This window comes from Ochrobactrum sp. C6C9 (assembly GCF_022627935.1).
Lineage (GTDB): Bacteria > Pseudomonadota > Alphaproteobacteria > Rhizobiales > Rhizobiaceae > Brucella > Brucella teleogrylli.
On sequence record NZ_JABXGB010000008.1, the window covers coordinates 136,226 to 163,174 of the forward strand.

Consider the following 26,949-nt stretch of genomic DNA (forward strand, 5'->3'; position numbering starts at 1 on the left):
GCCGCCGTTGCGAGCATGGCGTGAAGCCCTGCCCGACCGATCATTGCCCGGGAGACGGCGTTCAGTTACACCCGATAAAAGTTACCTGCAACTGAACGGCGGCGTCGTTCACCGCGCTTTTTTCACAAAACAACGCATTGCTCACAGCATGTGGCAAAGCAGCAACGCGAAGTCTATCCGCAAGGTTAATGTTGGGTTTAAATCTGGTCGATCCAGGCTTTGGCGAGTGCCGCGCCCGCTCTGTCTGAGGAGCGGCCAACGCTCTCGGCAAGTTGCGCAAACGCCTTGTCCCAGCCCGGCGCAAAATCTTCGATTTCGTGGGCGAGTTGGGCATTCCACTGTTTGACGAGCGCGGTATCGGCTTCGAAATGGAACTGGGTTCCATAGACCGCCCGTCCGATCCGGTAGGCCTGATTCTGCGTCATGTCGCTTTGCGCCATATGCACGGCACCTTTTGGCAGCGTGAACGTATCGCGGTGCCAATGGAAGATCGGAAACGCTCTGCCTGCCGTCGATAAGACCTCATCGTTCAGGCCCTCTTCGGTCAGGCGCACTTCCTGCCAGCCGAACTCCATCGGACGGTCGAGGATATTGTCGCCGCCATAGGCGCGCGCCACAAGCTGGCTGCCGAGGCAGATGCCAAGCACCGCCTTGTCCCTGTCACCAAAGCCACGAATGAGATCGAGCAGATGCGGGAAATAGGCAAATTCGGCATCGGCCAGCGCATTCTGCTCGCCGCCCAGCACAATAAGCGCCTTGTGGTCGGTATCATCAGCGGGCAGCGCATCGCCATTGTAGGGAAGGCGCAAATCAATCGCATAACCGGCTTCTTTCAGGACGGGCTCAATCTGTCCGAGCCCCGCACCATCATAATTCTGGACGACCAATACCCGCATAACCAAGCCTCGAAAATTCTTTGCCATTGGCTAACACGAAAAAGGCCCGGACAACAGCCGGGCCTTTGATCGATTGGACGTCGATTATTCGACGACCGACACGCTGACGGTCCGGCCCGCCACGAGGTGCACGCCATCCGGCACGTCCTCAAGCTTGACGCGCACCGGCACACGCTGCGCAAGACGCACCCAGTTGAAAGTCGGCGTGACATTGGCAAGCAGGCTTGTCGTTGCGGTGCGCTCGCGATCCTCGATGCCACCGGCAATGCCTTCGACCTTGCCCTTGAGCTGCACGTGGCTGCCCATGATATCGACCACCACCGGATCGCCGAGCTTGATACGCTCAAGCTTGTTTTCTTCGAAATAGCCCGAGACATAATAGGAATCCGTATCCACCAGCGCCGTTACGGCAGAACCTGCGGTGACATAGTCGCCCGGCTGCAGCGAAAAGTTGGTGATGACGCCATTGACCGTCGCCTTGACCGAAGACCGATCCAGATTGAGCGCGGCCAGATCACGGTCCAGACCGGCCTGACGGTAAGCCGCCTCGGCCTGCATGGCTGTCGTTTCAACCTGTTCCAGCTTCTGGCGGGTCACAGTCGTGTCGTTGAGCTGGCGATAACGGACGAGATCGCGATTGGCCATGTCGAGCGCAGCCTTGCTGCTGTCGACCTTGGCCTCCGCCGTTTGCAGCGCCAGCTTGTAACGCGCCTGATCGATGCGGAAAATCACATCGCCTTTTTTGACGGTCTGGTTGTCGCGAACGAGAACTTCGCTCACCAGACCCGACACGTCCGGTGCAACGCGCACCACATCGGCAAGGATCTTGCCATCGCGTGTCCACGGCGCATTCATGTAATAATCCCAGAGATGCCAGCCCAGCAGCCCCGCCATTGTGACCATGACGAGGGTGAGAAAAACCCGGCCAGTATGTGCGAAGAGCTTTTTCATCAGTCTATTCCGTTCAAGATAATGGCGGCAGCGCCAAGAATGCAGAAATACATGGCGGCATCGAACAAGGGCCGGTGCCACACAAAACGGTAGAAACGCACGCGCGCCAAAAGGCGTTGCATGATCGTATTGAGGACATAGGCGCCAAGCGCCAGCACGCCCAGGGTCGGGATATAAATCCCGTATATATCGAGTTCAGGTCTCATGATCGTTCACATTCAGTCTTCAAGCTGCTGTTGGTCAGGCGGCTTGCGGCAGCTCCAATTGCGGGCGCGGTGGCAAAGCAAAAGGCGGCGCCTTGGGAAACAGGTTGAAACGCAGCGCCACCAGTGCGAGCCGCGGACGGCGGGCAACGGCTGGCGAGCCGCTTTCGATGATCACCGCTATCGCCTTGTCGATGGCGGTGAGCAATTGTTCGTCGATGCCCTGACGCGACAGGCCGTTCGGCCCGCCTTTGGACAAAGCCCGATAATGCGCGCCGACACCGTCCAGCACCGCATCCACCGCCTCGCGGCAGGGCTCGGGCAACTTGGCGCGATATTGTTGCAGGTCGATGGTATTCATCCCGTTGCGCAGGTCGCGCAGCAGATCGACCTTGGCGACATCCGCCGATGGGATCAGCGCCAGACGCGGCGTCATCATGCCGATGCGGTCAATCATGCGCAGCAACAGGCGGTTCATATGCTGGCGGCGATGACGGCTTGGTCCGCGTTCGGTTGCCGCCACAATATCGCGCCAGCCAGCCTCGACCAGACGCCGCACGCTCCATTCGGCACCGACCGAGCGCACGATAGACGTGATCACCGCAGCAATGACGATACCGACAACCGTTGCCAGATTGGCATTGGCAAAAGTGACGAAATCCGACGTGGCGTGGCTTTGCAGCATGAGCATGTTGGGCAGGTTCACACAGAGCACCATGCCCAGCAGAAACTGCGACGGAATTGCCAGAAGCACACCGGCAGGCACCAGAAACAGACCCAGCACCAAAGCCAGCGGGAAGAAACCGTCCACCAGCGGCAGCAGCGCGAATTCGAAGATGAAAGCGGCTGCGATCACGATCATCAACAGCCAGTTGAACTTTCGCATCACCGGCACGGGGTCGTCCATCGTCGCAAAGATACAGCAGAAGATGCCTGCCATCATTGCGGCTGCACTGCCCTGTGACCAGCCGGTGGCGATCCAGAAAGCCGTTGCAACACTGGTTGCGAGAAAGGCCGAGAAGCCCGACAGAAACGCCATGCCATAATCGCGGTGCGCGGGACGCCCTTTTAGATGGGCGTCGTAACGGCGCCAGCGCAGCGCATGGCCGCGCTTCGCACCGGATACGATATCCTGACGCAGCGTTATGCAATCGCTCCAGATCTGGACCAGATCGCGGACACGCGCAGCCACGTTGAACGGCAGAAGCTCACCCCAGCTGGAGGCGTCCTTGCCGTGACGCTCGATCTCGTCGATCAGCTTCAACAGAACGGCGCGGCGCTCTTCGCTGAGATTTTCGCCGCTTTCGAGCCAGTTGCAAGCTTCATCAAGAAGCTGCTGGACAGCCGGATGCCAAGGCTTTTCGCCTTCACCCGGCTTCAGCACGATGACATCGTGCAGGCTGGATATGATCGGCAGCACGGCCACCATGCGCTGTTGCAGCACATGCAGCATGGTTCCAACGCCACGAATGGACGAGGTGTCATAGGCCACATGGGTGGTCAGGTTGCGCAGTTCCAGCGCGTCGGATGCCAGACGCTGACGGTCGCGCAGAAATTGCGGGCTGGCGCCCTCGCCGCGCATGGTGGCGACGGCAAGCCGTGACCCCTCACGCAGCCAGTTGTCGATGCGACCGACCAGAACCGGCCCGCTGTGGCGCGGAAAGACGAGGCGATTGACCAGCGCCGCGCAGACAATGCCAATGGCAATTTCCTCGACGCGGCCAAGCGCATAATCAAAGGTGGTTTCAGGAACGGAAACCACGGCAAAACTTGCAATCGCCACCGTATAACCGGCGAGCATGAAGAGATAGCTGCGCGGCGTGCCGTCAAGCAGGCTGATCGCCAGACAGACGCCCATCCACACGCCGATGGCGACGGTCAGGATTTCCGGCGAATTGATCAGATGTGGCACGAAAAGAATCGTCACCGCACCGCCGATGATCGTGCCGATCAGACGATAGATGCCCTTGGATGTGGTGGCCCCCGAAAGCGGATGCGCGACGATATAAACGGCGGCAATCGACCAGTATGGATTTGGCAGATTGGCCATCAGCGCAATCCACAAGGCAAGCATACCGGCGGCGAACGTCTTTAGGGAAAAGACGACGTCCCAGAATTTCGGGGTTGTTTCGGCAAGCTTGGTCATTGTTTTTCGAAGGCAGTGTGGTTGGTTCAGATGTTCAGGAATTTCTCGTTCAGCCTGCGCAACACTTCCATGGCGACATCGACCTGTTCGGCGTCGAAATCGCTTAAGAACTGCGTCCGAAGACGGGCCGCAGACTTTTCCACTTTGGTGGCAAGGGCGCGGCCGTCTTCGGTCAACTGGATGAGTTTGACGCGACGGTCGGCATCGTCGGCGACGCGCAGGATCAGGCCATCCTTCTCCAGCTCATCGACGACACGAACGATCGTCGCCCCCTCGATGCCGACCCGTTCGGCCAGCACCCCCTGGGGGATCAGATCGCCATGCCGCAAGAGGGTCATCAGAGGAACAGCTTTCGCATCGGAAAGTCCATGCTCCGCCATGGCCGCATCAAAGGCTTTCCGCCATCCTCTGGCGGTGCTTGCAAGAAGCGGCGCGAATTCGACCCAAGCTTGTTTCATCACTTCAATTCCATTCAAATAGATAGCTTCATACCTATATGGATACAATCTAATTAGATTCAACCGCCAGCCATTTCCCATCAATTGTTTGTGTAAGCCATTTGTTATGTGAGAGCGGTTTTCAATCGGCAGGCTGGCAGAACTGCCACACAAAGCGCTTGACCGGCAGGCTTGCCCTCTGCCATCGATGCGATCATGCGCGCAAATTACAGAATGCAACGACTTTACATCGAGGACGACCTCGCCCCGGAAACGCCGGTGGAGGCTGCGCCGCAGGCTGCCCATTATCTCATTCACGTGCTGCGCCTGAAAGAAGGCGATGAAGTTCTCGTCTTCAACGGGCGCGACGGTGAATGGAAGGCCTGGCTAAAGCCGGAAGGCAAGAAGCGTGTTCTGCTCGTACCTGTTGAGGAGACCCGCCCGCAGCCAGCGCCAAGCGATCTCGTCTATTGTTTCGCGCCGCTGAAACAGGGCCGCCTTGATTATATGGTGCAGAAGGCCGTTGAAATGGGCGCTGGCGTCTTGCAGCCGGTCGTCACCCAGCACACGCAAGTGCCGAAACTCAGCACCGACAAGATAAAGGCCAATGCCATTGAGGCTGCCGAGCAATGCGGTGTGCTTGCCATACCCGAATGCCGCGACGCGGTGCGCTTCGACCGCTTTATCGACCAGTGGGACCCGTCGCGCCGTCTGATCTTTTGTGATGAGGGTCACGAATCGGACGATCCGTTGAGCATTCTGCAAGGTTTGAAGACCGGACCAACGGGGCTTCTGATCGGCCCGGAAGGCGGATTTTCGGAAGAAGAGCGGCAAGTGCTGCACCGTCTGCCCTTCGTGACGGCCATTCCGCTCGGCCCTCGCATTTTGCGGGCGGATACCGCAGCCGTTGCCGCCATGGCTCTGGTACAGGCCGTTCTCGGCGACTGGAGAAATGCGGCATGATGTTCTCTAAATCGATCGTTCAATGAAATTGACTTGCGTGATTTGACAAATTTGTCCAATCACGCTGACAAGCTGAAATACGACCAGGGATAGACTGTATGGCGCGCGATACGACTGACGAAACGGCACTGACGGGCGTTGAAGAACTCGCGATCTATCTTGCCGGGGGCAACAAACCCAAGGATGCCTGGCGCATCGGCACCGAGCACGAAAAATTCCCTTTCTATACCGCTGACAACAGCCCTGTTCCCTATGCGGGACCGCGCGGCATCAAGGCCATTCTGGAAGGCATGCAGGCCATGCTCGGCTGGGAGCCGATCATGGACGAAGGCAACATTATCGGCCTTGTCGAGCCGACCGGACAGGGCGCAATTTCGCTGGAGCCGGGCGGCCAGTTCGAGCTTTCCGGCGCACCGCTTACGACCATTCACCAGACCTGCCGCGAAATGAACGCGCATCTGAGCCAGGTGGGTGAAATCGCCGAGCCTCTGGGCATTCGTTTTCTCGGCGTCGGCGGCAGCCCGAAATGGACGCTGGCCGAAACGCCGGTCATGCCGAAGTCGCGCTACAAGATCATGACCAACTACATGCCGAAGGTTGGCAAGGAAGGTCTGGACATGATGTACCGGACCTCAACCATTCAGGTTAATCTCGATTTCAGCTCCGAACGCGACATGCGCCGCAAGATGCAGGTTTCGATGAAACTGCAATCGGTCGCCACGGCGCTGTTTTCCAGTTCGCCCTTCACCGAGGGCAAACCGAACGGTCTCCTGTCATGGCGCTCGAACATCTGGCGTGATACCGACAACCAGCGCGCCGGTGTGCTACCCTTTGTCTTCTCGGAAAATTTCGGCTTTGCCGATTATGTCGACTGGGCGCTCGATATTCCGATGTATTTCATCCTGCGCGATGGCCGTTATCACGATTGCACCCATGTCACGTTCCGCCAGTTCATGAACGGCGCGTTGAAGGGTGAAGTCAGCGATCCGGTGCCGAATATGGGCGACTGGACCAACCATCTCTCGACGCTGTTCCCGGAAGTTCGCCTCAAGCGCTTCCTCGAAATGCGCGGTGCGGACGGCGGCCCATGGCGACGTATCTGCGCCCTGCCCGCCTATTGGGTCGGCCTGCTCTATGACGAAGAAGCGCTGACGGCAGCGGAAATGCTGACCAAGGACTGGACCTATGAAGAGGTTCTGGCGCTGCGCAACGAAGTGCCCACCAAGGCGCTCACCGCAACATTCCGTGGCAAGCCGCTGGAAGGCATCGCCCGCGAAACGCTGAAGATTTCGCGTCTTGGCCTGAAGAACCGCAACAAGCTCAACTCGGACGGTTTTGACGAAACCCACTTCCTGGCGCCACTGGAAGAAATCGTCGCCGCTGGCATTACCGATGCCGAGCGTATGCTGAAAGCCTATAACAGCATCTGGGCCGGTTCCGTCGAGCCGATCTTCCTGGAATATGCTTATTGAGCTTCAGTCCGGCAGAAAACCACACATGAAAAAGAGCGCGTTTTTCGCGCCCTTTTCATTTTCGGGATGTGCTCCGAGGTTAGCTCGTGACCTGCTGACCCTTTGTCGGATCGGGGATCACGACAATCGTGCTGCCATCGCGCACATTGTTATAAAGGTCGATTACATCCTGATTGAGCATACGGATACAGCCGGAAGAGACGGCCTTGCCGATGCTCCATGCTTCGGGCGACCCGTGGATACGATATAGTGTATCGCGGCCATCCTTATGGATATACATGGCGCGCGCGCCCAGCGGGTTCTTGAGGCCGGGGGGCATACCGCCATTGGCAATGCTGTAGGGCTGGAGTGCTGGCTGGCGGGCAACCATCTCATCCGGCGGCGTCCAGCGCGGCCACTGGCGCTTGTAAGCGATGACGGCACGGCCCGCCCAGGCAAAGCCGTCACGACCGACGCCGATGCCATAGCGCATCGCCCGCCCATTGCCGAGCACGTGATAGAGATATTTGTTCGGCGTATCGACGATGACGGTGCCCTTAGTCTCGCTCGTCGGATAATCAACTTCCTGCCGCCAGAATTTCTGATCGACCTTACTGATATCGACGGCAGGCAGTGGAAACTGCTCTTCCGGCATGGCCTGATACATGAGCGGCACGGGCTGCGACGGCGCAACGGGCTTATTGACCGGCTTTGCCGGCAGCGGCGGCTGGGCAGTCGAAACACAGCCTGACAGCGCAACAGCGCTTGCACCAATCAGAAAGCTTCGGCGGTTGAACACCGCCGCCTTCAAGCCGGAAAATGCGGCGTCCTGGGAGTTTTTACGCGACATCCTTGAACTCTTCGTTTGACACGCATCACGGCAGAAACGCGGTTCGCCCTGCCCGAATTGTGCTCATCATTTCGGATGTGCGAGAAAGAAAAGGCCAAGCTTAAGCCAGCCTTAAGAGAACAGCGGAGCTTGCACTCGGCTTCCCAATTCGGCGTTCAAGACATTGCGAGTGTTGCTAAAATAGCGATCCCTGCCCGCCGGAGCGAGCCGATGCAGGCTTTTTCGGTGCGCCCGGTTTGGCTGCCGATTCGTCCTCTGCACCGCCATCAGCAACCACCGCCACTTCACCGTCACGGAAACGAACCGACAGCGCATCGCCCGCCGCCACGCCTGCCGCCTGCTTGACCGGATGACCGTCCGCATCGAACACGATGGCAAAGCCACGGTCCAGCACACTTTCGTAAGACAGGGTGCGCATCAGGCGTTCCAGTTCCTGTCCGCGCCGTTTGGCGCGCTCGATCAAAAGGCGCACCGCCTGATCGCGCCTGCGATCCAGTTGCTCGACGGTCGATGTGGCAAGGCGGGTGCGCCGCAAGATCGGTTCCGGGACCAGCCGGTCGCCACGATGCGAGAGCGCCGTGCGGCGTTCCCGCAAAAAGGCTTCCAGCGCACGCGGCAGTCGCTGACCGAGCAGCGACATGGTGCGTTGCTGTTCCACGAAACGGCGCTGCAACAGGCGCGGCGACAATTGACGGGCGCGCCCTTCGAAATGCACCCTCTTCTTCTGCGTGTTGACGAACAGCGCCCGCGTCAGGCGCGAGGCGGATTCGTCAAAACGCCGGCGGGGCAAGGCCAGCAACTGATCGGCGGAAGGCAGAGCGCGCGCAGCCGCGCGATGCGCCTGCCGCTTGAGGTCGATGAAGCGCGACATGGCCGAGGCCAACCGCGCCGATTGTCCGGCAAGCGTTGCCTGCAAATCGGCCCTGACCGGCACGGCCATTTCGGCAGCGCCTGTCGGGGTCGGTGCGCGCACATCAGCGGCAAGATCGATCAGCGTCCAGTCGGTTTCGTGGCCGACCGCAGAAATCACCGGAATATGCGACGCCGCCACGGCGCGCACGACAACTTCGTCATTGAAGCCCCAGAGATCTTCCAGACTACCGCCGCCACGCGCCACGATCAGCACATCGGGACGCGGAATCGCGCCATCTTCCGGCAAGGCATTGAAGCCGTCCACGGCAGTGGCCACTTCCAGACCGCTCGTCTCGCCCTGCACGCGCACCGGCCAGACGATGACATGCAGCGGGTAGCGATCTGAAATGCGGTGAATAATATCGCGGATGACGGCGCCTGTCGGCGATGTCACCACGCCGATCACACGCGGCATGAAGGGCAGGAGCTGCTTGACCGCCGGATCGAACAGGCCTTCCGCCGCAAGGCGGCGCTTGCGTTCTTCCAGAAGCGCCATCAGCGCACCGGCGCCCGCCGGTTCCATCTGCTCGATGACGATCTGATATTTTGACGATCCCGGATAGGTGGTCAGCTTGCCGGTGGCGATAACCTCCATGCCTTCTTCGGGACGAAAACGCAGGCGGCCCATGGAACCGCGCCAGATCACGGCTTCCAGCCGCGAGCGGTCGTCCTTCAAGGCGAAATAGGCATGACCGGACGAATGCGGTCCGCGATAACCGGAGATTTCTCCCCGCACGCGCACATGGCCGAACACATCCTCGACCGTGCGCTTCAAAGCGCCGGAAATCTCGGAAACGCTATACTCGGCGACATTCGACGATGCGCCGGTAAAACTCGAATCGGAACCCATGCTCATCCCATCATAGGCCATCAGCCGATACGGCTGGTCAAGAAGTCGCGTAGAAAATCATCTCATGCTTATCAACGGGCCTCACCAGCCCGGCAACAACTCATTGGCCCGCACCCTGCGCGTGCGGACCGCCGGAAAAGGCGAGATTTCCGGCGAACTCATCGCGCCAACAATGCCTCCCGGCTGGGGCGATGAAATATTGTCAAGACTTTCGATGATGTGCTGCGCCAGCGCATCCACCACCGCATTCTGCTTGTTGTGGCCGCGCATGATGCCAATGCCAAATTCCGGCAACCGCCCGAAACCATCGGCCTCACCCAGCACCCGCATGCCAGGGCGCAACGCACATTCCGGCAGCACCGAAACGGCAAGCCCGGAGAGAACCGCAGCGGCAGAAACCGTCGCCGACCAGCTCGTGATGATGATGCGATAATCGCGTTTCGCCGCTTCCAGCACTTCGATTGCCGCATGACGCCAGATGCAAGTCGGTCGCCCCACCGCAAGCGGCAGCACGGCTTCCTCATGCACAGCATGATTGGCCGACGTGACCCAGAGAAGCGGCTCGGTGCGCACCACTTCCGAGCGGCGCTTGTCGTCGCACTGGGTGACCAGCGCAATATCCAGCGTGCCGCGACGAATCATTTCGTCCAGATTGACGGTCGGCTCGCAGACGACGGAAAGCTCAACACGCGGATTGGAGCGCGCAAAACGCGCCATGATTTCCGGCAGGAAGCGGTCGGCATAATCATCAGGCGTCCCGATACGCACATGGCCCTCCAGTTGCGTATCGTCAAAGGCCGCAATGGTCTCCCCATTCAGCTGCATCATCCGCCGCGCATAGAGAAGCAGCCGGTCGCCATCCTCGGTCAGGCGATTGGAGCGCCCGTCCCGCTCGAAGAGCGGCTTTCCGATCCGTTCCTCAAGCCGCCGCATCTGCATGGAAACCGCCGATTGCGTCTTGAAAATCGCATCGGCAGCGCGTGTGAAACTGCCCGTATCGGCTATCGCGATGAAGGTTTGTAACTGATCGAGATCCAGAGGCGTGCTCATGGGCGCTATCCATCACTATTTTTGAAGAATGACATTAGAAACATTCGTTGGAACAATCAATTTGATTGTTGGATAAAGCAGCCGTCGTAAAGGAAAGGAGCTGCGAAAGCGCATGACCCTGACGATGAGAACCCCTTAGCACCGCTGATTTAAAGGAGAGCGGACATGACAGCGATAAGCAAGACAACGACGACCTATTTACCGGCAACGCGCGCAGAGACCTCCACGTTCGCGCAAACGGTGAAAGCTGTGTTTATGTCGGCTCTGCGTCGCTGGATGATGTCCCGCAATCGACGGCAGCTGATGCGAATTTCCGAGCTTGACGATTATCTCCTGCGTGACATCGGCCTGCATCGTGGTGACGTCTATACGGCGACCCACTATCGCGGCCGCGAAAATCCGACACGTGTTCTGCGCTCGCTGGCTGATGCGCAGCGCCGTATCGAGGCGACACGCCACATCTGCTGAGGCCACGGCCTCAGCAGCCTTTTGAATCTCAAGCAGTTCGCACGAAACCCCTTCGCCGAACTGCCCACGGAACATCTGGCAGGCGCCACCTTCACAAGCCGGGTCCCCTCTCGGCCAGCCTGCCCTTTGCCCGGCCCGCTCCTCCGCTGGCCGGGCCTTTTTATTCCGGCGTCGCGCAAACAACCCGCCTTCTGGCAAAAGACCATGCTTGGCGGTTGTTTGCGGCGATTGCGGCGCGACAAATTGGGGATGGCGAAATTTGCTATTCTTTTTTCAAAGAAAGGGGTTGCGTTCGGGGTTTGAGTTCGCTAGATGGAAGCCGTCGCGAACGAGCTTCACGCTTCTGTCGCAATTGCAAACGCTCGATAAGAGCATGATTTGCAATCCTTGCTGGGGAATAGTTTAAGGGTAGAACAACGGACTCTGACTCCGTTAGTCTTGGTTCGAATCCAGGTTCCCCAGCCATTATTTTCTTCAAAGAAATCAAACTGATAAATATCAAGACGGTACTTCCACAGGCTGGTCTTTTTGCATTCTTCCTAAGCGGATTCCCGATAGATTCAGTCGTTTAACCAGACTAGCGGAAAATCCACACCGCATGAAACGCAACATGCTTGACTCTTAAATAAGCAGCGAACAAAATAGGAACATCGACGGCGAAAAGCCGATGGAATCCGAAATGGCTGGAAATGTGATGTCTGCTTATGAGGAGCACGGCAAATGAATGCGCTTGTGCAAAAAGAAGGTTATGAGGACGAGATTGATCTGGTTCTCGCTTACCACGATGGCGATGTGCGAGCTGCTATCGAAGCCTTGCTGAAAGATCGCGATTTTCTGGTGAAGGAAATCGAATATGCGAGCCTCGCAATGTCCATGGGCTTTGCCCGCGGATGGAAGCCAACCGTCTTTACAAAATGATCCATCACCGGTGCACAGCGCACACGTGACCGATCACACCATGGGGAACCATCCAACATCCCGTATTGTTAAGCAGGTGCTTGGATTTGATCGCGATCAATGCTGGGTCCGGCGGGCTCTGCGAAGCTCAGCCAAAGCAAAGGAAGGAAACGTCATGTCGAACACACCGCACACGCTTGGAGAAGAATTCCCCGGCCAGATCGAAGCTATTCACGCCCTCAAGGCGAAAGATGCCCGCTTTGCGCGTATTCTGGAAGAATATGACGCAATCAATGATCGCATTCATCTGGCGGAAACAAAGATCACGCCCTTAAGTCAGGAAGAAGAGACGCTTTTGCGCAAGCAGCGTCTGGCGATAAAAGATACAATCGCTGAGGCGCTTGCCTCGGCATAATAGCGCGCAACCAAGGCGCCGCAATAAAACCGGCGAGTGAAAGAGACAGCACGTTCCCTCACCCGCCGGACGCCCCCGCGTCAACTGGCAAACCGCGCAAAGGTGGGTCTGCTTATCCACCGAAAGTGTTGCGCCCGCCCAACAAGACGCGCCCATTGGTGCGCTTGCCTCCGACTGCGATGATAGTCGAGTTTGTATGGGGCTTTGAGGCCGACGTCTCGACAGGTTCCTTGATCGTCACCGGCACCGATGCTGCGGCACCGGTTACGAAAGCAGCCGATGCTGCCGCTGCAATGAGAATGAGCTTCATTTTATCCTCCAATTGGCTGGCATCCCAGCATACCAACCCAATATTATGTCATCAGGATAGTTATCCTTTGCGTCCGACCGGAAACAATACGGCAGATGTCGTATATCGTAACGTAAGAACACCTGCCTGAAACCGTCGGATATCTCCTGTCGAAGCACAGCTGAACCAGCCAAGGGTCCGGATTATTGCCGTCTTCTAAGCGGGTTCGACACCTCGCAACGGGCCAAGCGTATCGATACTATAAGCTTCCATATTGTTGGCCAGCCAAGACTGCACACCGTGTGCGGCCTCGACAATCATAAGTTGTTTTATTCTGCGATCTACCCAACGATCCGCAGTTCGCATTATTCATTACTTAACAATGCCGTTTTTCCGCCGCACAGGTGGTATAAGAAAGCTGAAAAACTGGAAATAATGAAAATATTATACGCGACATGGTGCTCGGCACTTGACGAATTCCATGGGCAAGCGTCTACTATGCTATTGTTTTCATTTGTTATAAGCGCAGACGAAAGATCACAGGCGTGAATCCGATTAAATCCGCATATGTTCCTTGTATTCACGCCGATTTAGGTAATTTGCTTTATTGACCGGCTATATCAGGGAGAAATGCAATGAACCTCGGTCGTCTTTTTGTCTGTCTGGCCGTTTGTGTGACAGCGATTTCCGGCGCATTTGCCGCTTCGCTGCCCAAACCGCAGGACAAGCCCATTCTCACAATATCGGGCAATATCCAGAATAAGAACAACGGGGACACCGCGCAGTTCGACCGCGCGGGTCTGGAAGCCCTTGGCCTCAAAACCGTGGAAACCGCCAATCCATGGTATGACGGCAAGGTCCGCTTCGAAGGCGTGTCCATCGACCAGCTGATGAAACTGGTCGGCGCCGAAGGCAAAACCGTCACGGCGGTGGCGCTGAACGACTATGTAACCACCATTCCGCTTGAGGATTTCAAGAAGTTCAACGTAATTCTTGCTTTAAAGCGGGACGGAAAGTACATGGCGGTGCGGGACAAAGGACCGTTGTTTATTATCTACCCGTATGACAGCGACCCTCAACTCCAGAATCAAACATATTACACGCGCTCCGCCTGGCAGGTTGCCAAGCTGATCGTTGAATAGAGGCGCGCTTGAGACGCATACTGGGTGTCATTATCTGCTGCTTTGTGGTGGCAACGGGCTATATCGCCTATGTCATCGCAGAGCGTCAGACGGCTTTGCAAAAATTTTCCCGGTATAATGACTCCTGGTCCATCGGGCAGACTGTTTCTGAATATTTGCGGCTTGAACATCGGCTGAGCGCGCTGGCGCTTGGCCTGCCTGATGTTGATCGCGATGAAGTGCGGCTGCGGCTGGACTTCATGGTCGGACGCCTTGAAATGTTCCAGCAGGGCAATCTGCGCGCCTTCATTCAGGACGATCCGGGACGCCGCCAGCTCTATATGAAGTTGAGCAACATCATCCACGAGATGGATATGAAGCTCGACACGATGAGCACGGACGACATGAAAGCCATGCTCGTCGCGATGAGCGAGCTGGATGCACCGCTGACCTCACTCGCATCCACATCAGTCGAACACGATGTCGATCTGATTGACGCCGCCCAGAGTGACGTCAAGCAGCTCCATTTCATCTATACGGCGCTTGCCGCAGGCCTTATTCTCTGCGGCGTCGTTCTGGTTATCCTGCTTATTCGCCATAACAATCTTCTGGATCGCGCCCATGGCCGCATGCAGCGCCTTACCGCGGATCTGCGCGAGGCCACGGCAGAACTGCAATCGCAAAACTTTCGTCTCGAACATGACGCGCATCACGATGCGCTGACCGGCCTCCCGAACCGGGTCCTGTTCCGGCAGGATCTGGAAACGCGGCTAACGGCGGCGCTGTCCGGCGGGCCGTCTGCCGTCATTCTTCTGCTCGACCTCGACGGCTTCAAGGATGTGAACGATACGCTCGGACACGATGTCGGCGATATATTGCTGCAGGGCGTTTCGCGGCGGCTGACGCGGCTGAGTCGGAAGGGTGATATTGTCTGCCGCCTTGGCGGCGACGAATTTGCCGTGCTGTCAACCGGCATGACCGAGGAAGAGTCGCTCGAATTCGCCGCGCGTTTGATGGATGAGATCAGCCGCCCCTACCGGGTGGGCGAATTGGAAATCAAGATCGGAACCTGCGTCGGCGTTGCCATTTCGGAAGGCGAGCCCGACACGGAAGAAATGTTCAAACATGCCGATCTGGCGCTTTATGAAGCCAAGGCTGTTGGCCATGGCCATGTCAGCGTCTTCAAATCGGACATGCTGACGCGGCTGCGCGAGAAGAAATCCTTCGAAGCGGATTTGCAAACCGCGCTTCAGAACAACGAAATGGAAGTCTATTACCAGCCGCAGGCAACGACTGAAACGCGGGAAATCTGCGGTTACGAAGCGCTGCTGCGCTGGACCCATCCGGTGCGTGGACCAGTCTCGCCGATGGAATTCATTCCGGTGGCCGAGAAGATCGGCACGATCATGCCGCTTGGCGAATGGGTGCTGAAGACGGCCTGTCAGGAAGCCGTGCGCTGGAACAAGCCGCTGCGAATTGCAGTCAATCTTTCACCGGTGCAGTTCCGCGACAAAGACCTCGTCCAGTCAGTGATGGCGGCGCTGGAAGAATCCGGACTTGACCCTCGCAGGCTGGAGCTTGAAATCACCGAATCCGTGCTGCTCGACAAGAACGAGCAGACGCTGGAAACACTGCGCGGCCTGAAAGCGCTCGGCATCCAGATCGCCATGGATGATTTCGGCACGGGCTATTCGTCGCTCGGCAGCCTGAGCGGCTTTCCGTTCGACAAGATCAAGATCGACCGTTCCTTTGTCAGTGATGTCACGACGCGCAGCGATGCGCTTGCCATTGTCGAGCTGGTCACCGGCGTTGGCCGCAGCCTGCGCATGACCACCATCGCCGAAGGCATCGAGACGGAAGAGCAATATGAATGCCTTAAGGGGCTGGGCTGCGATCAGGTGCAGGGCTATCTGATCGGCAGGCCGATGCCTGCAACAGAGCTCGCTTATCTGCATACCAAAAAAGGGCGGGGAAGGACTGTTTCCGGTCGGAGCTAACTGATACGAATACACCCGTGGTAGCAATCAATTGGGTGTGGAAGTGTTGAATGTGCATGGGGTCGTCGTACCCATCGAGCCGGGAGAGGTTTCGCCCGTCATCTGGCAGGCGCTGAGCAGCGGCAGCTATGAAGCCAAGGAAGCGCGTACGATCAAAAAGGCCGTAAAGGCCAGCGACCGGGTTCTGGAACTGGGGTCCGGCATCGGCATTATTACCTCGCTGATCGCTCGAATCAGCGACGTGGCCGTCTGGGCCTTCGAAGCCAATCCGGCAACCGCCTCGCTGGCGCGGCGTGTGCTTGACGCCAACGGCCATGACAATGTGGTTCTGTCACAGGGCATTTTGAGCGCCGGTGAAACCGGCACCTTCCGTTTTTATGTGCGCAAGGATCTCTGGATGTCGTCCATGGACGAAAATCAGGGGCCTTATGAAAGCACCATTTCGATCACCTCGACCAATATCGACCAGTTCATCGCCGACCACGGCATCAATGTGCTGGTGATGGATATCGAAGGCGCGGAGCGCGATCTGCTCAAGCAGGCCGAGCTGCCGGGTGTGGAACGTATTTTCCTCGAGCTGCACGACCATCTTTATGGTCTGGCCGGCATTCGTGACATTACCCATGCGCTGGCCGAAAAGGGCTTTGCCTACGACCCGCGCGGCTCGCACGGTCCGTGTGTGCTGTTCGCCAAGGACGACGGCGCCCGCGAATATGAACCGGAACCCGATGCGCCGGTGATGTAAGACCATCGCTAGAGCGGTCCCTGTTTTGACGGAATCGTCGGAACCGCTCTATCTATTTGTTTTTACGCATTATCCCACGCAAAACCGCTTCGCACTTTTGCTGGAAATGCTCTATCGATAAAAACAGCCCCGGTTCGGTGACGAGTCGGGGCTGTTTTTATTTTCATCGCTGCTGATCGCGATCAGAAATCGCGCAGCTTGCGCGCCGTGTCCTGCAACAGCGTGAATGCCTCAAAACGGCGATCATGCCATTTTGCCCGGTCGGGATCAGGCTGATTGACCTCGCCAAGCTCCGACATGGCAGCCATCGCCATTGCGAGGTCCGGATAAGCTCCGCCCGCAACCGCGCCGAGCATAGCCGAGCCGAGCAGAACCGGTTCCGGCGATGTGGAGGCCGCAATAACGAGACCCGTCGTATCGGCCAGCACCTGACGCACGAGATGCGAACGGGCCGCACCGCCGCTGACGACGATGGTATCCGTCGTTATACCCTTTGCTTTCTGCGCTTCGACGATCTGGCGCGCGCCATAGCCAAGCCCGCAAAGACCGGCCAGATAAAGCGCTGTCAGGCTGTCGATACCTGCATCGAGATCAAGCCCGGCAATGATCGCCCGGGCGTCGGGGTCTGCGAAAGGTGCGCGATTGCCGAGAAACTCCGGCACGACGTGAATGTCGCCGATGATCTCAGCTGTCTTTGCAGCGCCGCCGCGTGCGTCCACTTCCAATGCAAGACGGTCCGCGAGGCCCTTGCCCTCAGCCGCCGCCTGCTTTTCCGCCTCGGCGGCAAAGGGGTGCATGTGGATGAGATGATCGATGGCGGCACCTGCCGCCGACTGACCGCCCTCATTCAACCACAGCCCCGGCACCATGGCCGAATAATACGGGCCCCAGACGCCATCCACGAAAACCGGCTGTTCCGTGGTGGTCATTGTGCAGGCGGATGTGCCGAACACATAGGCCATGCGCGACAAAACCTTGCCCGCCTCGCCACGCGCGCCCACCGTGCCAATACCGCCTGCGTGCGCGTCGATCAGACCGGCGGCAATCGCGATGCCCGGCTTGAGGCCAAGTTCCGCTGCGGCTTCCTCGCTCAGAACACCGAGCTTCTCGCCACCCGCACGAACCTCCGTGCCGATGCGCACAAAACCCTCATCGGCTAGTTCGCCGAGGCCAACTTCGCGGAAATAGGCATCGTCCCAGCGATTTTCATGGCTGAGATAGGTCCATTTGCAGGTGACCGTGCAGGCCGAGCGCGCAAGGCTACCGCAAGATTTCCAGGTGAGAAAATCGGTAAGGTCGAAAAACTGCCACGCAGACGCAAAACTTTCCGGCTTGTTTTCTTTCAGCCAGAGGAGCTTCGGCGTTTCCATTTCCGGCGAAATGGTGCCACCGACATAATCCAGCACCTTGGCCTTGGTGGCATTGATACGCTCAGCCTGTTCGACCGCGCGATGATCCATCCAGACGATGATGTCACGCGCCGGATCATTCGACGGGCCAACGGCGAGCGGCTTGCCCCCCTCGCCCAGCACCACCAGCGAACAGGTGGCGTCATATCCGATACCGGCAACGCTGGCTGGATCGATCCCGGCGATCTTCACCGCCTCGCGCACGCTTTCGCAGACGGCCTGCCAGATATTGGCGCTCGACTGTTCAACAATGCTGCCAGCCTCGCGCCAAATGGTAATGTCGCGCTTGGCGGAAGCAAGCATTGAACCTCTGGTGTCGAACACACCGGCGCGTGCGCTTCCGGTGCCGACATCGACGCCCAAATAATAGTGAATCATGGTCTCCGACCCGTTCTTGAAGGGATTACAGATCGAGGCTCTGCGGCACGATCACCAGATCCCGAATGGTGATGTTGCGCGGACGTGTCAGCATGAACATCACCGATTCCGCCACTTCCTTCGGCTCCATCAAGCTGCCATTGGCCAGCGCTTCCTCTAGCTTGGCCTTTGGCCAGTCGCTGATGAGCGCAGTCACGACCGGGCCGGGCAGAACACCGCCGACGCGAATGCCATGCGGCGCAACCTGACGGCGAACCGTATGCACGAAAGCCTGCACGGCATGTTTGGACGCCGTATAGATCGGCTCCCAGATCACCGGCACAACGCCCGCCACCGAGCTGGTCATGATGATGTCGCCTGTCTTGCGTTCCATCATATGCGGCAGCACGGCATGAACCGTGCGGAACGCTGCATTGATGTTGAGGTTCAACATGCGATCCCAGGCATCCGGATTACCTTCCCAGAGCGGACCGCCGATATAAGCGCCCGCATTGGCATGAAACACGTCGAGCTGACCGGCCTGTTCGAGAATCTGCGGCACCATGGTGGCAACCGATTCCGGGCTGAGCAGGTCGATGACCAGCGGCTTTGCCTTGTCGCCAAGTTCGGCGCATTTTTCGGCCAGCGCGTTCTCGTCGCGATCAACGAGAAACACCGTCATACCTGCTTCGACCATGTGCTTTGCACATTCGAAGCCGATGCCGGAGGCAGCACCAGTGACCGCTGCAACTTGTCCTTTGAGATCCTGAGCCATTTGGAGAATCCTTTTATGTTAAGCGCGACCGTGCGACTGGCGCGAGCGGCGTGCAAGAGAATCGACAATCACGGCAATTGCCAGCACGGCACCGGTGATCATGTAGCGAAGCGACGACGACAGATCGAGCAAGGTCAGACCGCTGGCAATCGACTGGATGACGATAATGCCAAGCAAGGCGGACCAGGCGCTGCCGCGACCGCCGAACAGACTTGTGCCACCGATGACCGCTGCCGCAATGGCGTTGAGGTTGACGTCGCCCGTACCGGCTTGCTGGCTGGACGATGCCAGACGCGAAGCGGCCAGAATACCGCCCGCCGCAGCCAATACCGAACAGGTGACGAAGGCGGAAATATAGATGAAGGTGACGTTGATACCGGCACGGCGCGCAGCTTCACGATTGCCGCCGACAGCCTGCATGGCGCGGCCCCAGCGGGTGCGGGTCAGCGCATAGTTCATGGCAACCACCAGCGCCACAAACAAGCCGAACATCCACGGCACGCCACGCGACTGGTTGAGATAGAACACGGCACCGCCGACGATCAGCGTGATGACAATGGCCTTCAGCGCGATACCAGCGACGGAAGGTGCCGAAAGCCCAGCCTCGCGACGACGCTGCGCCGAGCGGAAACCCGTGAAGAAGATCGCAAGACCGGCAATCAGCGCCAGCGCATAAGAAAGCGGACGCGGCATCACCAGAAGCTGGCCGAAGCTGACAAGCCACGAGCCATAGGGCAGGTTGATCGAGCCGGTATTGCCGAGGAGATAAAGCTGGAGACCAAGTGCCGCGAGCAGGCCCGCCAGCGTCGAAACGAAGCTTGGCATGCTGAAGCGGTTATAAAGGAAGGCGTAGAGCAGGCCGATCAGCGCTCCCGCGCAAAGGGCTGCGACAATCGCCAACGCCACCGGCCAGCCATTGTTGACCCACAGCACGCCGACGATGGCGGAGGCCAGACCGCTGACGGAGCCGACTGAAAGATCGATTTCGCCAAGCATCAAAATGCAGACGATGCCAAGCGAAATGACGCCGATGGTCGAGCAATCGAACAACAGGTTCACGAGGTTGTTGCTCGACAGGAAAACCGGGTTCAGCGTCTGGAACACGGTCCAGATGATGACGAGGCCGACAATAACCGGCAGCGAGCCAAGATCGCCCGAGCGAACGCGGTCGAAGAAACCACGCAGCGCGCCCGAAACGCCTTCATCATGGCGCACGCGGGCATCCTGCCGGTCGAGCGGGGTATTTCCGGTTGTCTGGTTCATCGTGCTTCTCCCCGGTCATGAGCGTCATCGTGCTGTGCCTGACGTCGTTCGGCACGGCGGGAAACGGAATTGCTGGTTGCGCCAGTGATGGCGGCGACCAGTTCCTCATTCGATGAATCCGGATAGAAAACACCGTTATTGCGACCAAGACGCAGCACAACGATGCGGTCTGCGACAGCGCGCACATCTTCCATATTATGGCTGATCATCAGCACGCCCAGACCGCGATCACGCACGCGCTCGATCAGATCGAGCACTTCCGCCGTTTGCGCGACACCAAGCGCTGCGGTCGGTTCATCGAGCATGATGAGCTTTGGATCGAGCAGCAGCGAGCGCGAAATCGCAACAGTCTGCCGCTGGCCGCCGGACAGCGAGGCGACCGGCTCGCGGACGCTGGGGATACGGGCGGAAAGCTCGTTCAAAAGCTTCCATGCCTTGATTTCCATCGACACTTCATCGAGGCGATAGGGGCTAAGCTCCCGACCAAGGAAAATATTGGCGACGACATCGAGATTTTCGCACAGCGCCAGATCCTGAAAGACCGTCGCTATGCCAAGGTCGAGCGCATCGCCCGGCGAGGACAGCACAACCTTCTCGCCATTGAATTCCATCGTACCCGAACTCGGCTGATGCACACCGGCGAGTGTCTTGATGAGCGTCGATTTTCCGGCGCCATTGTCGCCAACCAGCGCCACGACTTCACCCGGATAGACTTCCAGATCGATATCGGTCAGCGCGGACACCGCGCCGAAATTCTTGGAAATGCCGCTGAGACGCAGCACGGGCTGCGACGATGACGTCGCCGCTTTGTTTTCCTGGGACATTTTTCACTTTCCCCGGCACATCTCACGATATGCCTTTGCGCACGAAACACAGCACATCCCGAAAAATGTGAAATGGCTTTCGGATTGGATGTGCGTAAACAGGACGCCCGACCGGAAAAACCGGCCGGGCGCATCGTTGATTTACTGCGTGATGCCAAGCTTCTTGCAGCCATCGGCATAGCGATCGACGCACAGCGTTGCTGCGGGCACGATGTTCTTGTCGATGATTTCAGCCTTGAGGTTTTCGGCCGTCACAACCGCCGGGACGAAGAGCTTCGATGGCGTGTTGTAAAGCGTGGTTTCAGCCTTCGGCGTTTCGCCGTTCAGCAGCTGGGCGGCAACGCGCGCAGCTTCCGAAGCAACGATTTCCGATGGCTTGTTGATGGTGTTGTACTGATCGCCGGAAATGATGAGCTGAAGCGCCGCAATGGTCGCGTCATTGCCGGTAATCGGCGGCAGCGGATCGATACCGGCAGCCTTCATGGCAGCAATCGCACCGCCTGCGGTGCCGTCATTGGCAGCCACGATGCCGACGATCTGGTCGTTGAAGCGGGTAATCTGACCGCTCGCCCATTGCTGCGCCTTGCTTGGCGCCCATTCCGGCGTGTCATATTCGGCCAGCGTCTTGTAGCCGCTGTCCTTCAGACCGGCATGAATACCGTTCTTGATGAGACCAGCAGCCGCATCGGTCGGCGAACCGTTGATCTGGAGAACGCCGCCCTTGTCGGCCGGAACGTTCTTGGCCTTCAGCTGCTTGACGAGCGATTCGGCAATCGACTTGCCGATGGCTTCATTGTCGAACGAGACATAGAAATCCGACGTCGCATCCGGGATCGGGCGGTCATAGGCGATGACTTTGATGTCCTGCGACTGGGCGAGCTTCACCAGCGAGGCTGCGGCTGCAGTATCCACGGCATCGAGAACGATCACCTTGGCGCCCTGCGAAATGACCGAATTGAACTGCTGCTGCTGCTTGGTCGCATCGCCATCGGCGTTGAGATAGAGCACCTTGCAGCTTTCGCAGAGCTTCTTCATTTCTGCTGCAAAACCTGGGAAATCGCGCTCTTCATAGCGCGTGGATGCCTGATCCGGCATCAAAAATCCGACCACCGCGTCCTTGACTTCCGCATGCGCCGTCGTAGCGGCCATCATCAGCACGCCAGCCAGCGCGCCTGTCATCTTCGATACCTTCATGACACTCTCCTCCTGATTGTCTGTTCTTCTGGCATTCGACCGGGAATTTGCCCGCAAGAGACGGCTTTACATGCGCTGAAGCCAAGGGCTCACCTCCAAGGTTACATGCCGAAAGCGTGAAACGCCTTTCGGACGAAGTATCCTCGCATGACCAACTAGAGCGCCGATCCGATTCAAACAGATCGGAACACACGCCAACCAGCCATTTTCAGAAACGCGCTTCGTATTGCCTCCACCTGCCAGCGCCGCCATCTCCCATCAGGCGGCGGCATCTCGTCCCGGGCCTCTTCCCGGTTGGAGATGCTGTAACTCTGCACAACAATTTGCACAATCGATTGTGCAAAGTGATAATGCGCCAGCCCCTGAAATCTGTCAACACGATTCAGCGAGGGATGGGTTGCTGGCGTCTGTAAGACTTCGACAAATCGGGAACAAAGTCCCCGGACATCGCTCCGGTTAGTGCAGAGCCGAGATCGCTCAATTATTTGATATCTTTAAGACTATCCACCGGCAGCGGGATCGCTGAACGCGGCGCGATTAATCTGGGCATAACGAGGTGTAGTTCCGGCGCCGTGACGTGCTTTTCCATCAGTTCGAAGGCTTTGGCGATCATGCCTTCCACATCCTGCTGGATTGAAATCACCGGAAACGACAGGAAAGAGGCAAAGGGGTCATAGTCGTAACAGCCGACCACAAGATCATCGAGCTGCTCGTGCGGGTGCTCGACCATATAGCGCAGCAGGCCCTCAAGATTGATCGACGAATTGACGAACAGACCGCGCGGCAACCGACCGTGACGCTCGCGATATTCATCCAGCGCCCGCACAGTATTTGACGGCGAATAGCCGGTGCGGAAGACGCAATCTTCCGGATCAGACCCGAGAACCGCCTGCTTGGCGTCATGAAAGCCGCGAATACGCTGGCGCGTGGATTCGTCATTGCGACCACCAAACAGACAAAGCTCCATCGGCTGCAACGGTTCACGATCGGCAAAATGCGCGATGATTGCTTCCGTCAACATGCGGCCACCGGCGAAATTATCGGTAGTCACCGATGGAGCCTTCGCTCCCGGCAGATCGATATTCACATGCGGGAGTGCTGCCTGTTCGCAGAGTTCATGCAGGCTGTCCGGGTCTGTCGCACCGCAGATGAACAACTCATCGATGGAATAGGAAATCAGCGTTTCCGCCGTTTCGCGTTCCTCAGCCGGATCGCGCCCCGCACTGACCACGACCGGGCAAAGACCACGTGCGCGCACATGCGCTTCGAATGTCTGCGCCATGGACGAGAAAAAGCGGTTGTCATGCAAAGGCAAAAGCAACCCGACAAGGCCGGAGCGGGAATGGCGCAGCCCCTGCGCCTGACGGTTGGCAGTATATTGGTGCTGTTCTGCCAGACCCAGAATGGATTCCGCAGTCGCCTGACTGATCCTGCGCTTGCGCCACGTGCCATTCAGCACTGCGCTGACCGTGGAAGGCGAGCTGCCCGACAGAACGGAAAGGTCGTATATCGTCGCCTTCTTCTTGTCGCGGCGCATTCTGGCTCCTTCTTTTGACTGTATAGAAATAGCGCTCAGAAGCAGAAACTGGAACACGTTTCTCCGATTGCTGGCGCAACACCCACAGAGTTGACGCTTTGCTGTTTATCCCAGCCCACCGGAGACAACAGCAATCAAGTTTCGCAATAAAGCGGTCAAGCGCACCGATAAACTTCACGCAGGGCGCAGTTTTTAGCATCGCATTCCTTAAGCGGGCGATCTGCTCAGGTACAATATTCCCCGAACACGCTCCGCTGCTGCAAGCGCCCGATGGCATCAATCGGGCAATGCGCGGGCATACGGAACACAGGAAGAAAGGTCTCTCATGTCCGCCAATGGAAAGCCGCTCGATTTTCTCTGGTTCATCCCGTCTTCGGGTGACGGCACCTATCTGGGAACCGAAGCGCTGAGCCGCCCTTCCGATCCCGCCTATTTCCGGGAAATCGCGCAGGCGGCAGACCGCCTCGGCTATTCCGGCGTTCTGATCCCGACAGGGGTCGCTTGCGAGGAATCCTTCGTTCTGGCCGCCAATCTTGCCGCTTACACGGAAAAGCTGAAATTCCTTGTCGCAATCCGGCCCGGCGTGGCTTCGCCCGCCTATTATGCCCGCCTTGCCTCGACGCTCGACCGCGTGTCTCAGGGCAGGCTGCTTCTCAATATCGTCGTTGGCGGCAGTCAGCAGGAACTGGCTGGCGATGGCATTTTCCTGCCGCATGACGAACGCTACGACCATGCCGACGAATTCTTCCAGGTGTTCAACGATCTGATCGAAACGGGCCATGGCAATCTCGACGGCAAATACATCAAAGCCCATGACGCTGCCCTTGGCCTGCCGCCCGTGCAGGCCCGCCCGCCGATCTATTTCGGCGGTTCGTCGCAGGCAGGCATCGATTTTTCTGTCGGTCTCGTCGATAAATACCTGACCTGGGGCGAACCCCCGGCACAAGTCGGCGAAAAGATCGCCGCCGTTCGCAAGGCCGCAAGAGCCAAGGGCCGCGACGACCAGATTTCGTTCGGCATCCGCCTGCACTTCATCGTGCGCGAAACCGACGAGGAAGCGTGGGAAGCCGCCGACCGCCTCATTGCGCATCTCGACGACGAAACCATCGCCGCCGCCCAGCAGGTTTTCCTGAAGAATTCCGATTCTGTCGGTCAGGCTCGTATGGTCGCCTTGCACAATGGTCGCCGCGACAAGCTGGAAGTCTCGCCCAATCTCTGGGCGGGCATCGGCCTTGTGCGCTCCGGCGCCGGGACCGCGCTGGTCGGTTCGCCCAAGACCGTTGCCGCCCGCCTGCGCGAATATCAGGAACTGGGCATCGATACGGTGATCGCCTCCGGCTATCCGCACCTGGAAGAAGCCTATCGCGTTTCCGAGCTGCTGTTCCCCGAATTGGGGCTGGAAGGACCGCGCAACCAGATCCGCTCGTCCTTCGGCAAAAAACAGGTCTTTGGCGGCGGCGGACATGGGGGTAATGTAAAGGTCGCTTCCGGCTCGTGAGATTTGAAATGCCGATGAACGCCCAAAGCAGCACCGTCGCCATTATCGGCGGCGGTTTTACAGGCGCGGCTGTTGCGCTGCATCTGATGCGCCAGCTGTCCCAACAAGGGCATGACGCCAACTGGCGGATCGTGGTGATTGAACCGCGCGAAAAGCTTGGGCGCGGTCTGGCCTATGATACGCTCGAACCCGTGCACCGCATCAACGTGCCTGCCGACCGGATGTCCATCCTGCCCGACGAACCACAAGATTTCAGCAACTGGCTTGCGGAAACCGGAATATTGGAAGGCGACCCGGATGCGTTCAGCATAGACGGTGCGCCCTTCCCCGCCCGCACGGTTTTCGGGCTTTATGCCTCATCGAGACTGGCGCCGCTGATTGAAGCCGGACGTGTGGAACACCGCCGCACCCGCGCCGTGAAGGCAACGAAAAACAGTGGCCTCTGGACCATCGACACCGAAGATGGTGAGCCGGTCATTGCCGATATCGCCGTCCTGGCGGTCAGCCATCCCGCCCCTTCGCTGCCCGGCGTACTCGCGCCGATCAGGGACCATGCCGGTCTGATTGCCGACGCAACCAGCCCCGGCGCGTTGGATAATGTCCAGCCGGACGACCGCGTGCTGGTGGTCGGCAACGGACTGACCGCCGCCGACGTCATCGCCACGCTGAAAGCGCATGGCCACAGGGGGCAGATTGTTTCGATTTCGCGCCGTGGTCTCCGCTCGCGCGGGCATCCCCATGTCACCCACGAGCCTTATGGCGATTTTCTCAACCCGCCCTCGCTCAGCGCTTCACAATTGCTGCAACGGGTCCGTGAAACCGTCAAAGCCGCAGTCGCAGAGGGGTTGAGCTGGCATCCGGTTCTTGATGCGGTCCGCCTTCAGGGGCAGAACATCTGGCGGGCTTTGCCTGTTTCGGAGCGCAGACGCATGGCGCGGCATGTGCGTCCATTCTGGGACGTGCATCGTTTCCGCATCGCGCCTCAGGTGGAAAATGCGCTGGACCGCGCCATCGCCGAGGGCACCCTTTCGGTGCGCGCTGCCTCCGTCCGTAGCGCGGAATCCTCCGGCGACACTTTGCGCATCAGCCTCAAGGATCGCCGGACAGGCCAACTCGATATCCTCGACGTGGACAAGGTGGTTGTCACCACCGGTCCCGGCCATGGCGGCATTCTCGGATCGCAACCCTTGCTGGCGGCGCTTGCCGAAGCAGGCCATCTGGCGCTTTGCCCGACGGGGCTTGGCCTTCTCTGCGACTGGCAAAGTCATGCAATCTCCACGTCGGGCTTCGCCGACGAGACATTGCTGATTGCCGGACCGCTGGCGCGTGGGACGTTCGGCGAACTGATGGGATTGCCGCAGGTCAGCGACCACGCCGTTCTCGTGGCTGGCATCATTACCGTGCTGATCGCGGAACAAGATCGTGCCCACCAAAAGGCTGTGGTCTGATCC

Annotated in this window: 25 protein-coding genes and 1 tRNA gene; 11 read left to right on the forward strand and 15 right to left on the reverse strand. The window is 58.5% G+C overall.

Annotated elements, in window-relative coordinates:
- Positions 1–197: 197 nt before the first annotated feature.
- The 5 genes from HWD97_RS08725 to HWD97_RS08745 form a co-directional block, all read right to left on the reverse strand.
- Positions 198–896, reverse strand: a complete 699-nt coding sequence (locus HWD97_RS08725) for a type 1 glutamine amidotransferase (protein WP_371834943.1) — start codon at positions 894–896, stop codon at positions 198–200.
- 84 nt (positions 897–980) lie between these two features.
- The gene (locus tag HWD97_RS08730) at positions 981–1,847 is read right to left on the reverse strand and encodes an HlyD family secretion protein (RefSeq protein ID WP_109367822.1); all 867 of its coding nucleotides are present in this window, start codon (positions 1,845–1,847) and stop codon (positions 981–983) included.
- The gene (locus HWD97_RS08735) at positions 1,847–2,053 is read right to left on the reverse strand and encodes a DUF1656 domain-containing protein (protein ID WP_078338977.1); all 207 of its coding nucleotides are present in this window, start codon (positions 2,051–2,053) and stop codon (positions 1,847–1,849) included. Before HWD97_RS08735 ends, HWD97_RS08730 begins: the two co-directional genes overlap by 1 nt.
- 34 nt (positions 2,054–2,087) lie before the next feature.
- The gene (locus tag HWD97_RS08740; protein ID WP_121538904.1) at positions 2,088–4,196 is read right to left on the reverse strand and encodes an FUSC family protein; all 2,109 of its coding nucleotides are present in this window, start codon (positions 4,194–4,196) and stop codon (positions 2,088–2,090) included.
- Positions 4,197–4,222: 26 nt separating this feature from the next.
- Positions 4,223–4,654 (reverse strand): MarR family winged helix-turn-helix transcriptional regulator, encoded by a 432-nt coding sequence (locus HWD97_RS08745; RefSeq protein ID WP_109367824.1) that lies wholly within the window; start codon positions 4,652–4,654, stop codon positions 4,223–4,225.
- Positions 4,655–4,849: 195 nt separating this feature from the next.
- On the opposite strand from HWD97_RS08745, the gene HWD97_RS08750 reads away from it, so the two are divergent.
- The gene (locus HWD97_RS08750) at positions 4,850–5,596 is read left to right on the forward strand and encodes a 16S rRNA (uracil(1498)-N(3))-methyltransferase (RefSeq protein WP_121538911.1); all 747 of its coding nucleotides are present in this window, start codon (positions 4,850–4,852) and stop codon (positions 5,594–5,596) included.
- A 98-nt stretch (positions 5,597–5,694) separates the two neighbouring features.
- Positions 5,695–7,068, forward strand: coding sequence for a glutamate--cysteine ligase (locus tag HWD97_RS08755; RefSeq protein WP_371834944.1), 1,374 nt, complete (start codon positions 5,695–5,697; stop codon positions 7,066–7,068).
- 79 nt (positions 7,069–7,147) lie between these two features.
- On the opposite strand, the gene HWD97_RS08760 is transcribed toward HWD97_RS08755, so the two are convergent.
- From HWD97_RS08760 to HWD97_RS08770, 3 genes are all read right to left on the reverse strand, one after another.
- The gene (locus tag HWD97_RS08760; RefSeq protein WP_109367826.1) at positions 7,148–7,897 is read right to left on the reverse strand and encodes a L,D-transpeptidase; all 750 of its coding nucleotides are present in this window, start codon (positions 7,895–7,897) and stop codon (positions 7,148–7,150) included.
- Positions 7,898–8,072: 175 nt separating this feature from the next.
- On the reverse strand, positions 8,073–9,659 hold the full coding sequence (xseA, locus tag HWD97_RS08765; RefSeq protein WP_121538903.1) for an exodeoxyribonuclease VII large subunit: 1,587 nt from the start codon (positions 9,657–9,659) through the stop codon (positions 8,073–8,075).
- Positions 9,660–9,740: 81 nt separating this feature from the next.
- Positions 9,741–10,709 (reverse strand): LysR substrate-binding domain-containing protein, encoded by a 969-nt coding sequence (locus HWD97_RS08770; protein ID WP_109367828.1) that lies wholly within the window; start codon positions 10,707–10,709, stop codon positions 9,741–9,743.
- Between the two features lie 165 nt (positions 10,710–10,874).
- On the opposite strand from HWD97_RS08770, the gene HWD97_RS08775 reads away from it, so the two are divergent.
- The 4 genes from HWD97_RS08775 to HWD97_RS08790 all read left to right on the forward strand — a co-directional run bounded on the left by HWD97_RS08775 (position 10,875) and on the right by HWD97_RS08790 (position 12,489).
- Positions 10,875–11,177 carry a DUF1127 domain-containing protein gene (locus HWD97_RS08775; protein ID WP_121538902.1) on the forward strand — a complete coding sequence of 101 codons (303 nt, stop codon included), beginning with the start codon at positions 10,875–10,877 and terminating at the stop codon, positions 11,175–11,177.
- A gap of 391 nt (positions 11,178–11,568) precedes the next feature.
- Positions 11,569–11,642: transfer RNA gene (locus tag HWD97_RS08780), tRNA-Gln, on the forward strand.
- A 255-nt stretch (positions 11,643–11,897) separates the two neighbouring features.
- A complete protein-coding gene (locus tag HWD97_RS08785) occupies positions 11,898–12,095 on the forward strand; it encodes a CUE domain-containing protein (RefSeq protein ID WP_109367830.1) in 198 nt (65 codons plus the stop codon).
- A 154-nt stretch (positions 12,096–12,249) separates the two neighbouring features.
- A complete protein-coding gene (locus tag HWD97_RS08790; RefSeq protein WP_109367831.1) occupies positions 12,250–12,489 on the forward strand; it encodes a YdcH family protein in 240 nt (79 codons plus the stop codon).
- Between the two features lie 112 nt (positions 12,490–12,601).
- Here HWD97_RS08790 and HWD97_RS08795 read toward each other — a convergent pair whose 3' ends face one another.
- Complete coding sequence (locus tag HWD97_RS08795) at positions 12,602–12,799, reverse strand: hypothetical protein (protein WP_109367832.1); 198 nt, start codon at positions 12,797–12,799, stop codon at positions 12,602–12,604.
- Between the two features lie 614 nt (positions 12,800–13,413).
- Between HWD97_RS08795 and HWD97_RS08800 the strand changes: the two genes are divergently transcribed.
- Genes HWD97_RS08800 through HWD97_RS08810 form a run of 3 tightly spaced genes read left to right on the forward strand, consistent with a single transcriptional unit; the run spans position 13,414 to position 16,641 of the window.
- Entirely contained in the window at positions 13,414–13,920 is a 507-nt protein-coding gene (locus tag HWD97_RS08800; protein ID WP_109367833.1) for an oxidoreductase, read from the forward strand.
- A gap of 8 nt (positions 13,921–13,928) precedes the next feature.
- Entirely contained in the window at positions 13,929–15,896 is a 1,968-nt protein-coding gene (locus HWD97_RS08805) for a bifunctional diguanylate cyclase/phosphodiesterase (protein WP_121538901.1), read from the forward strand.
- A gap of 37 nt (positions 15,897–15,933) precedes the next feature.
- A complete protein-coding gene (locus HWD97_RS08810) occupies positions 15,934–16,641 on the forward strand; it encodes an FkbM family methyltransferase (RefSeq protein ID WP_109368040.1) in 708 nt (235 codons plus the stop codon).
- A gap of 182 nt (positions 16,642–16,823) precedes the next feature.
- Here the strand turns inward: HWD97_RS08810 and HWD97_RS08815 are convergent, their stop codons facing one another.
- From HWD97_RS08815 to HWD97_RS08840, 6 genes are all read right to left on the reverse strand, one after another.
- On the reverse strand, positions 16,824–18,428 hold the full coding sequence (locus tag HWD97_RS08815) for an FGGY-family carbohydrate kinase (RefSeq protein ID WP_109367834.1): 1,605 nt from the start codon (positions 18,426–18,428) through the stop codon (positions 16,824–16,826).
- A 25-nt stretch (positions 18,429–18,453) separates the two neighbouring features.
- The gene (locus tag HWD97_RS08820; protein WP_109367835.1) at positions 18,454–19,182 is read right to left on the reverse strand and encodes an SDR family oxidoreductase; all 729 of its coding nucleotides are present in this window, start codon (positions 19,180–19,182) and stop codon (positions 18,454–18,456) included.
- Positions 19,183–19,200: 18 nt separating this feature from the next.
- Positions 19,201–20,445, reverse strand: coding sequence for a sugar ABC transporter permease (locus tag HWD97_RS08825; protein ID WP_121538900.1), 1,245 nt, complete (start codon positions 20,443–20,445; stop codon positions 19,201–19,203).
- Complete coding sequence (locus tag HWD97_RS08830; protein WP_109367837.1) at positions 20,442–21,269, reverse strand: ATP-binding cassette domain-containing protein; 828 nt, start codon at positions 21,267–21,269, stop codon at positions 20,442–20,444. The genes HWD97_RS08825 and HWD97_RS08830 overlap by 4 nt, the downstream gene beginning before the upstream one ends.
- Positions 21,270–21,410: 141 nt before the next feature.
- Positions 21,411–22,463, reverse strand: coding sequence for a sugar ABC transporter substrate-binding protein (locus HWD97_RS08835; protein WP_109367838.1), 1,053 nt, complete (start codon positions 22,461–22,463; stop codon positions 21,411–21,413).
- Between the two features lie 481 nt (positions 22,464–22,944).
- Positions 22,945–24,000 (reverse strand): LacI family DNA-binding transcriptional regulator, encoded by a 1,056-nt coding sequence (locus tag HWD97_RS08840; RefSeq protein ID WP_109367839.1) that lies wholly within the window; start codon positions 23,998–24,000, stop codon positions 22,945–22,947.
- A 325-nt stretch (positions 24,001–24,325) separates the two neighbouring features.
- Between HWD97_RS08840 and ssuD the strand changes: the two genes are divergently transcribed.
- Positions 24,326–25,498 carry an FMNH2-dependent alkanesulfonate monooxygenase gene (ssuD, locus tag HWD97_RS08845; protein WP_109367840.1) on the forward strand — a complete coding sequence of 391 codons (1,173 nt, stop codon included), beginning with the start codon at positions 24,326–24,328 and terminating at the stop codon, positions 25,496–25,498.
- A gap of 8 nt (positions 25,499–25,506) precedes the next feature.
- Positions 25,507–26,946: an FAD/NAD(P)-binding protein gene (locus tag HWD97_RS08850; protein WP_371834945.1), complete on the forward strand. Its 1,440-nt coding sequence runs from the start codon at positions 25,507–25,509 to the stop codon at positions 26,944–26,946.
- The last annotated feature ends 3 nt before the right edge of the window (positions 26,947–26,949 follow it).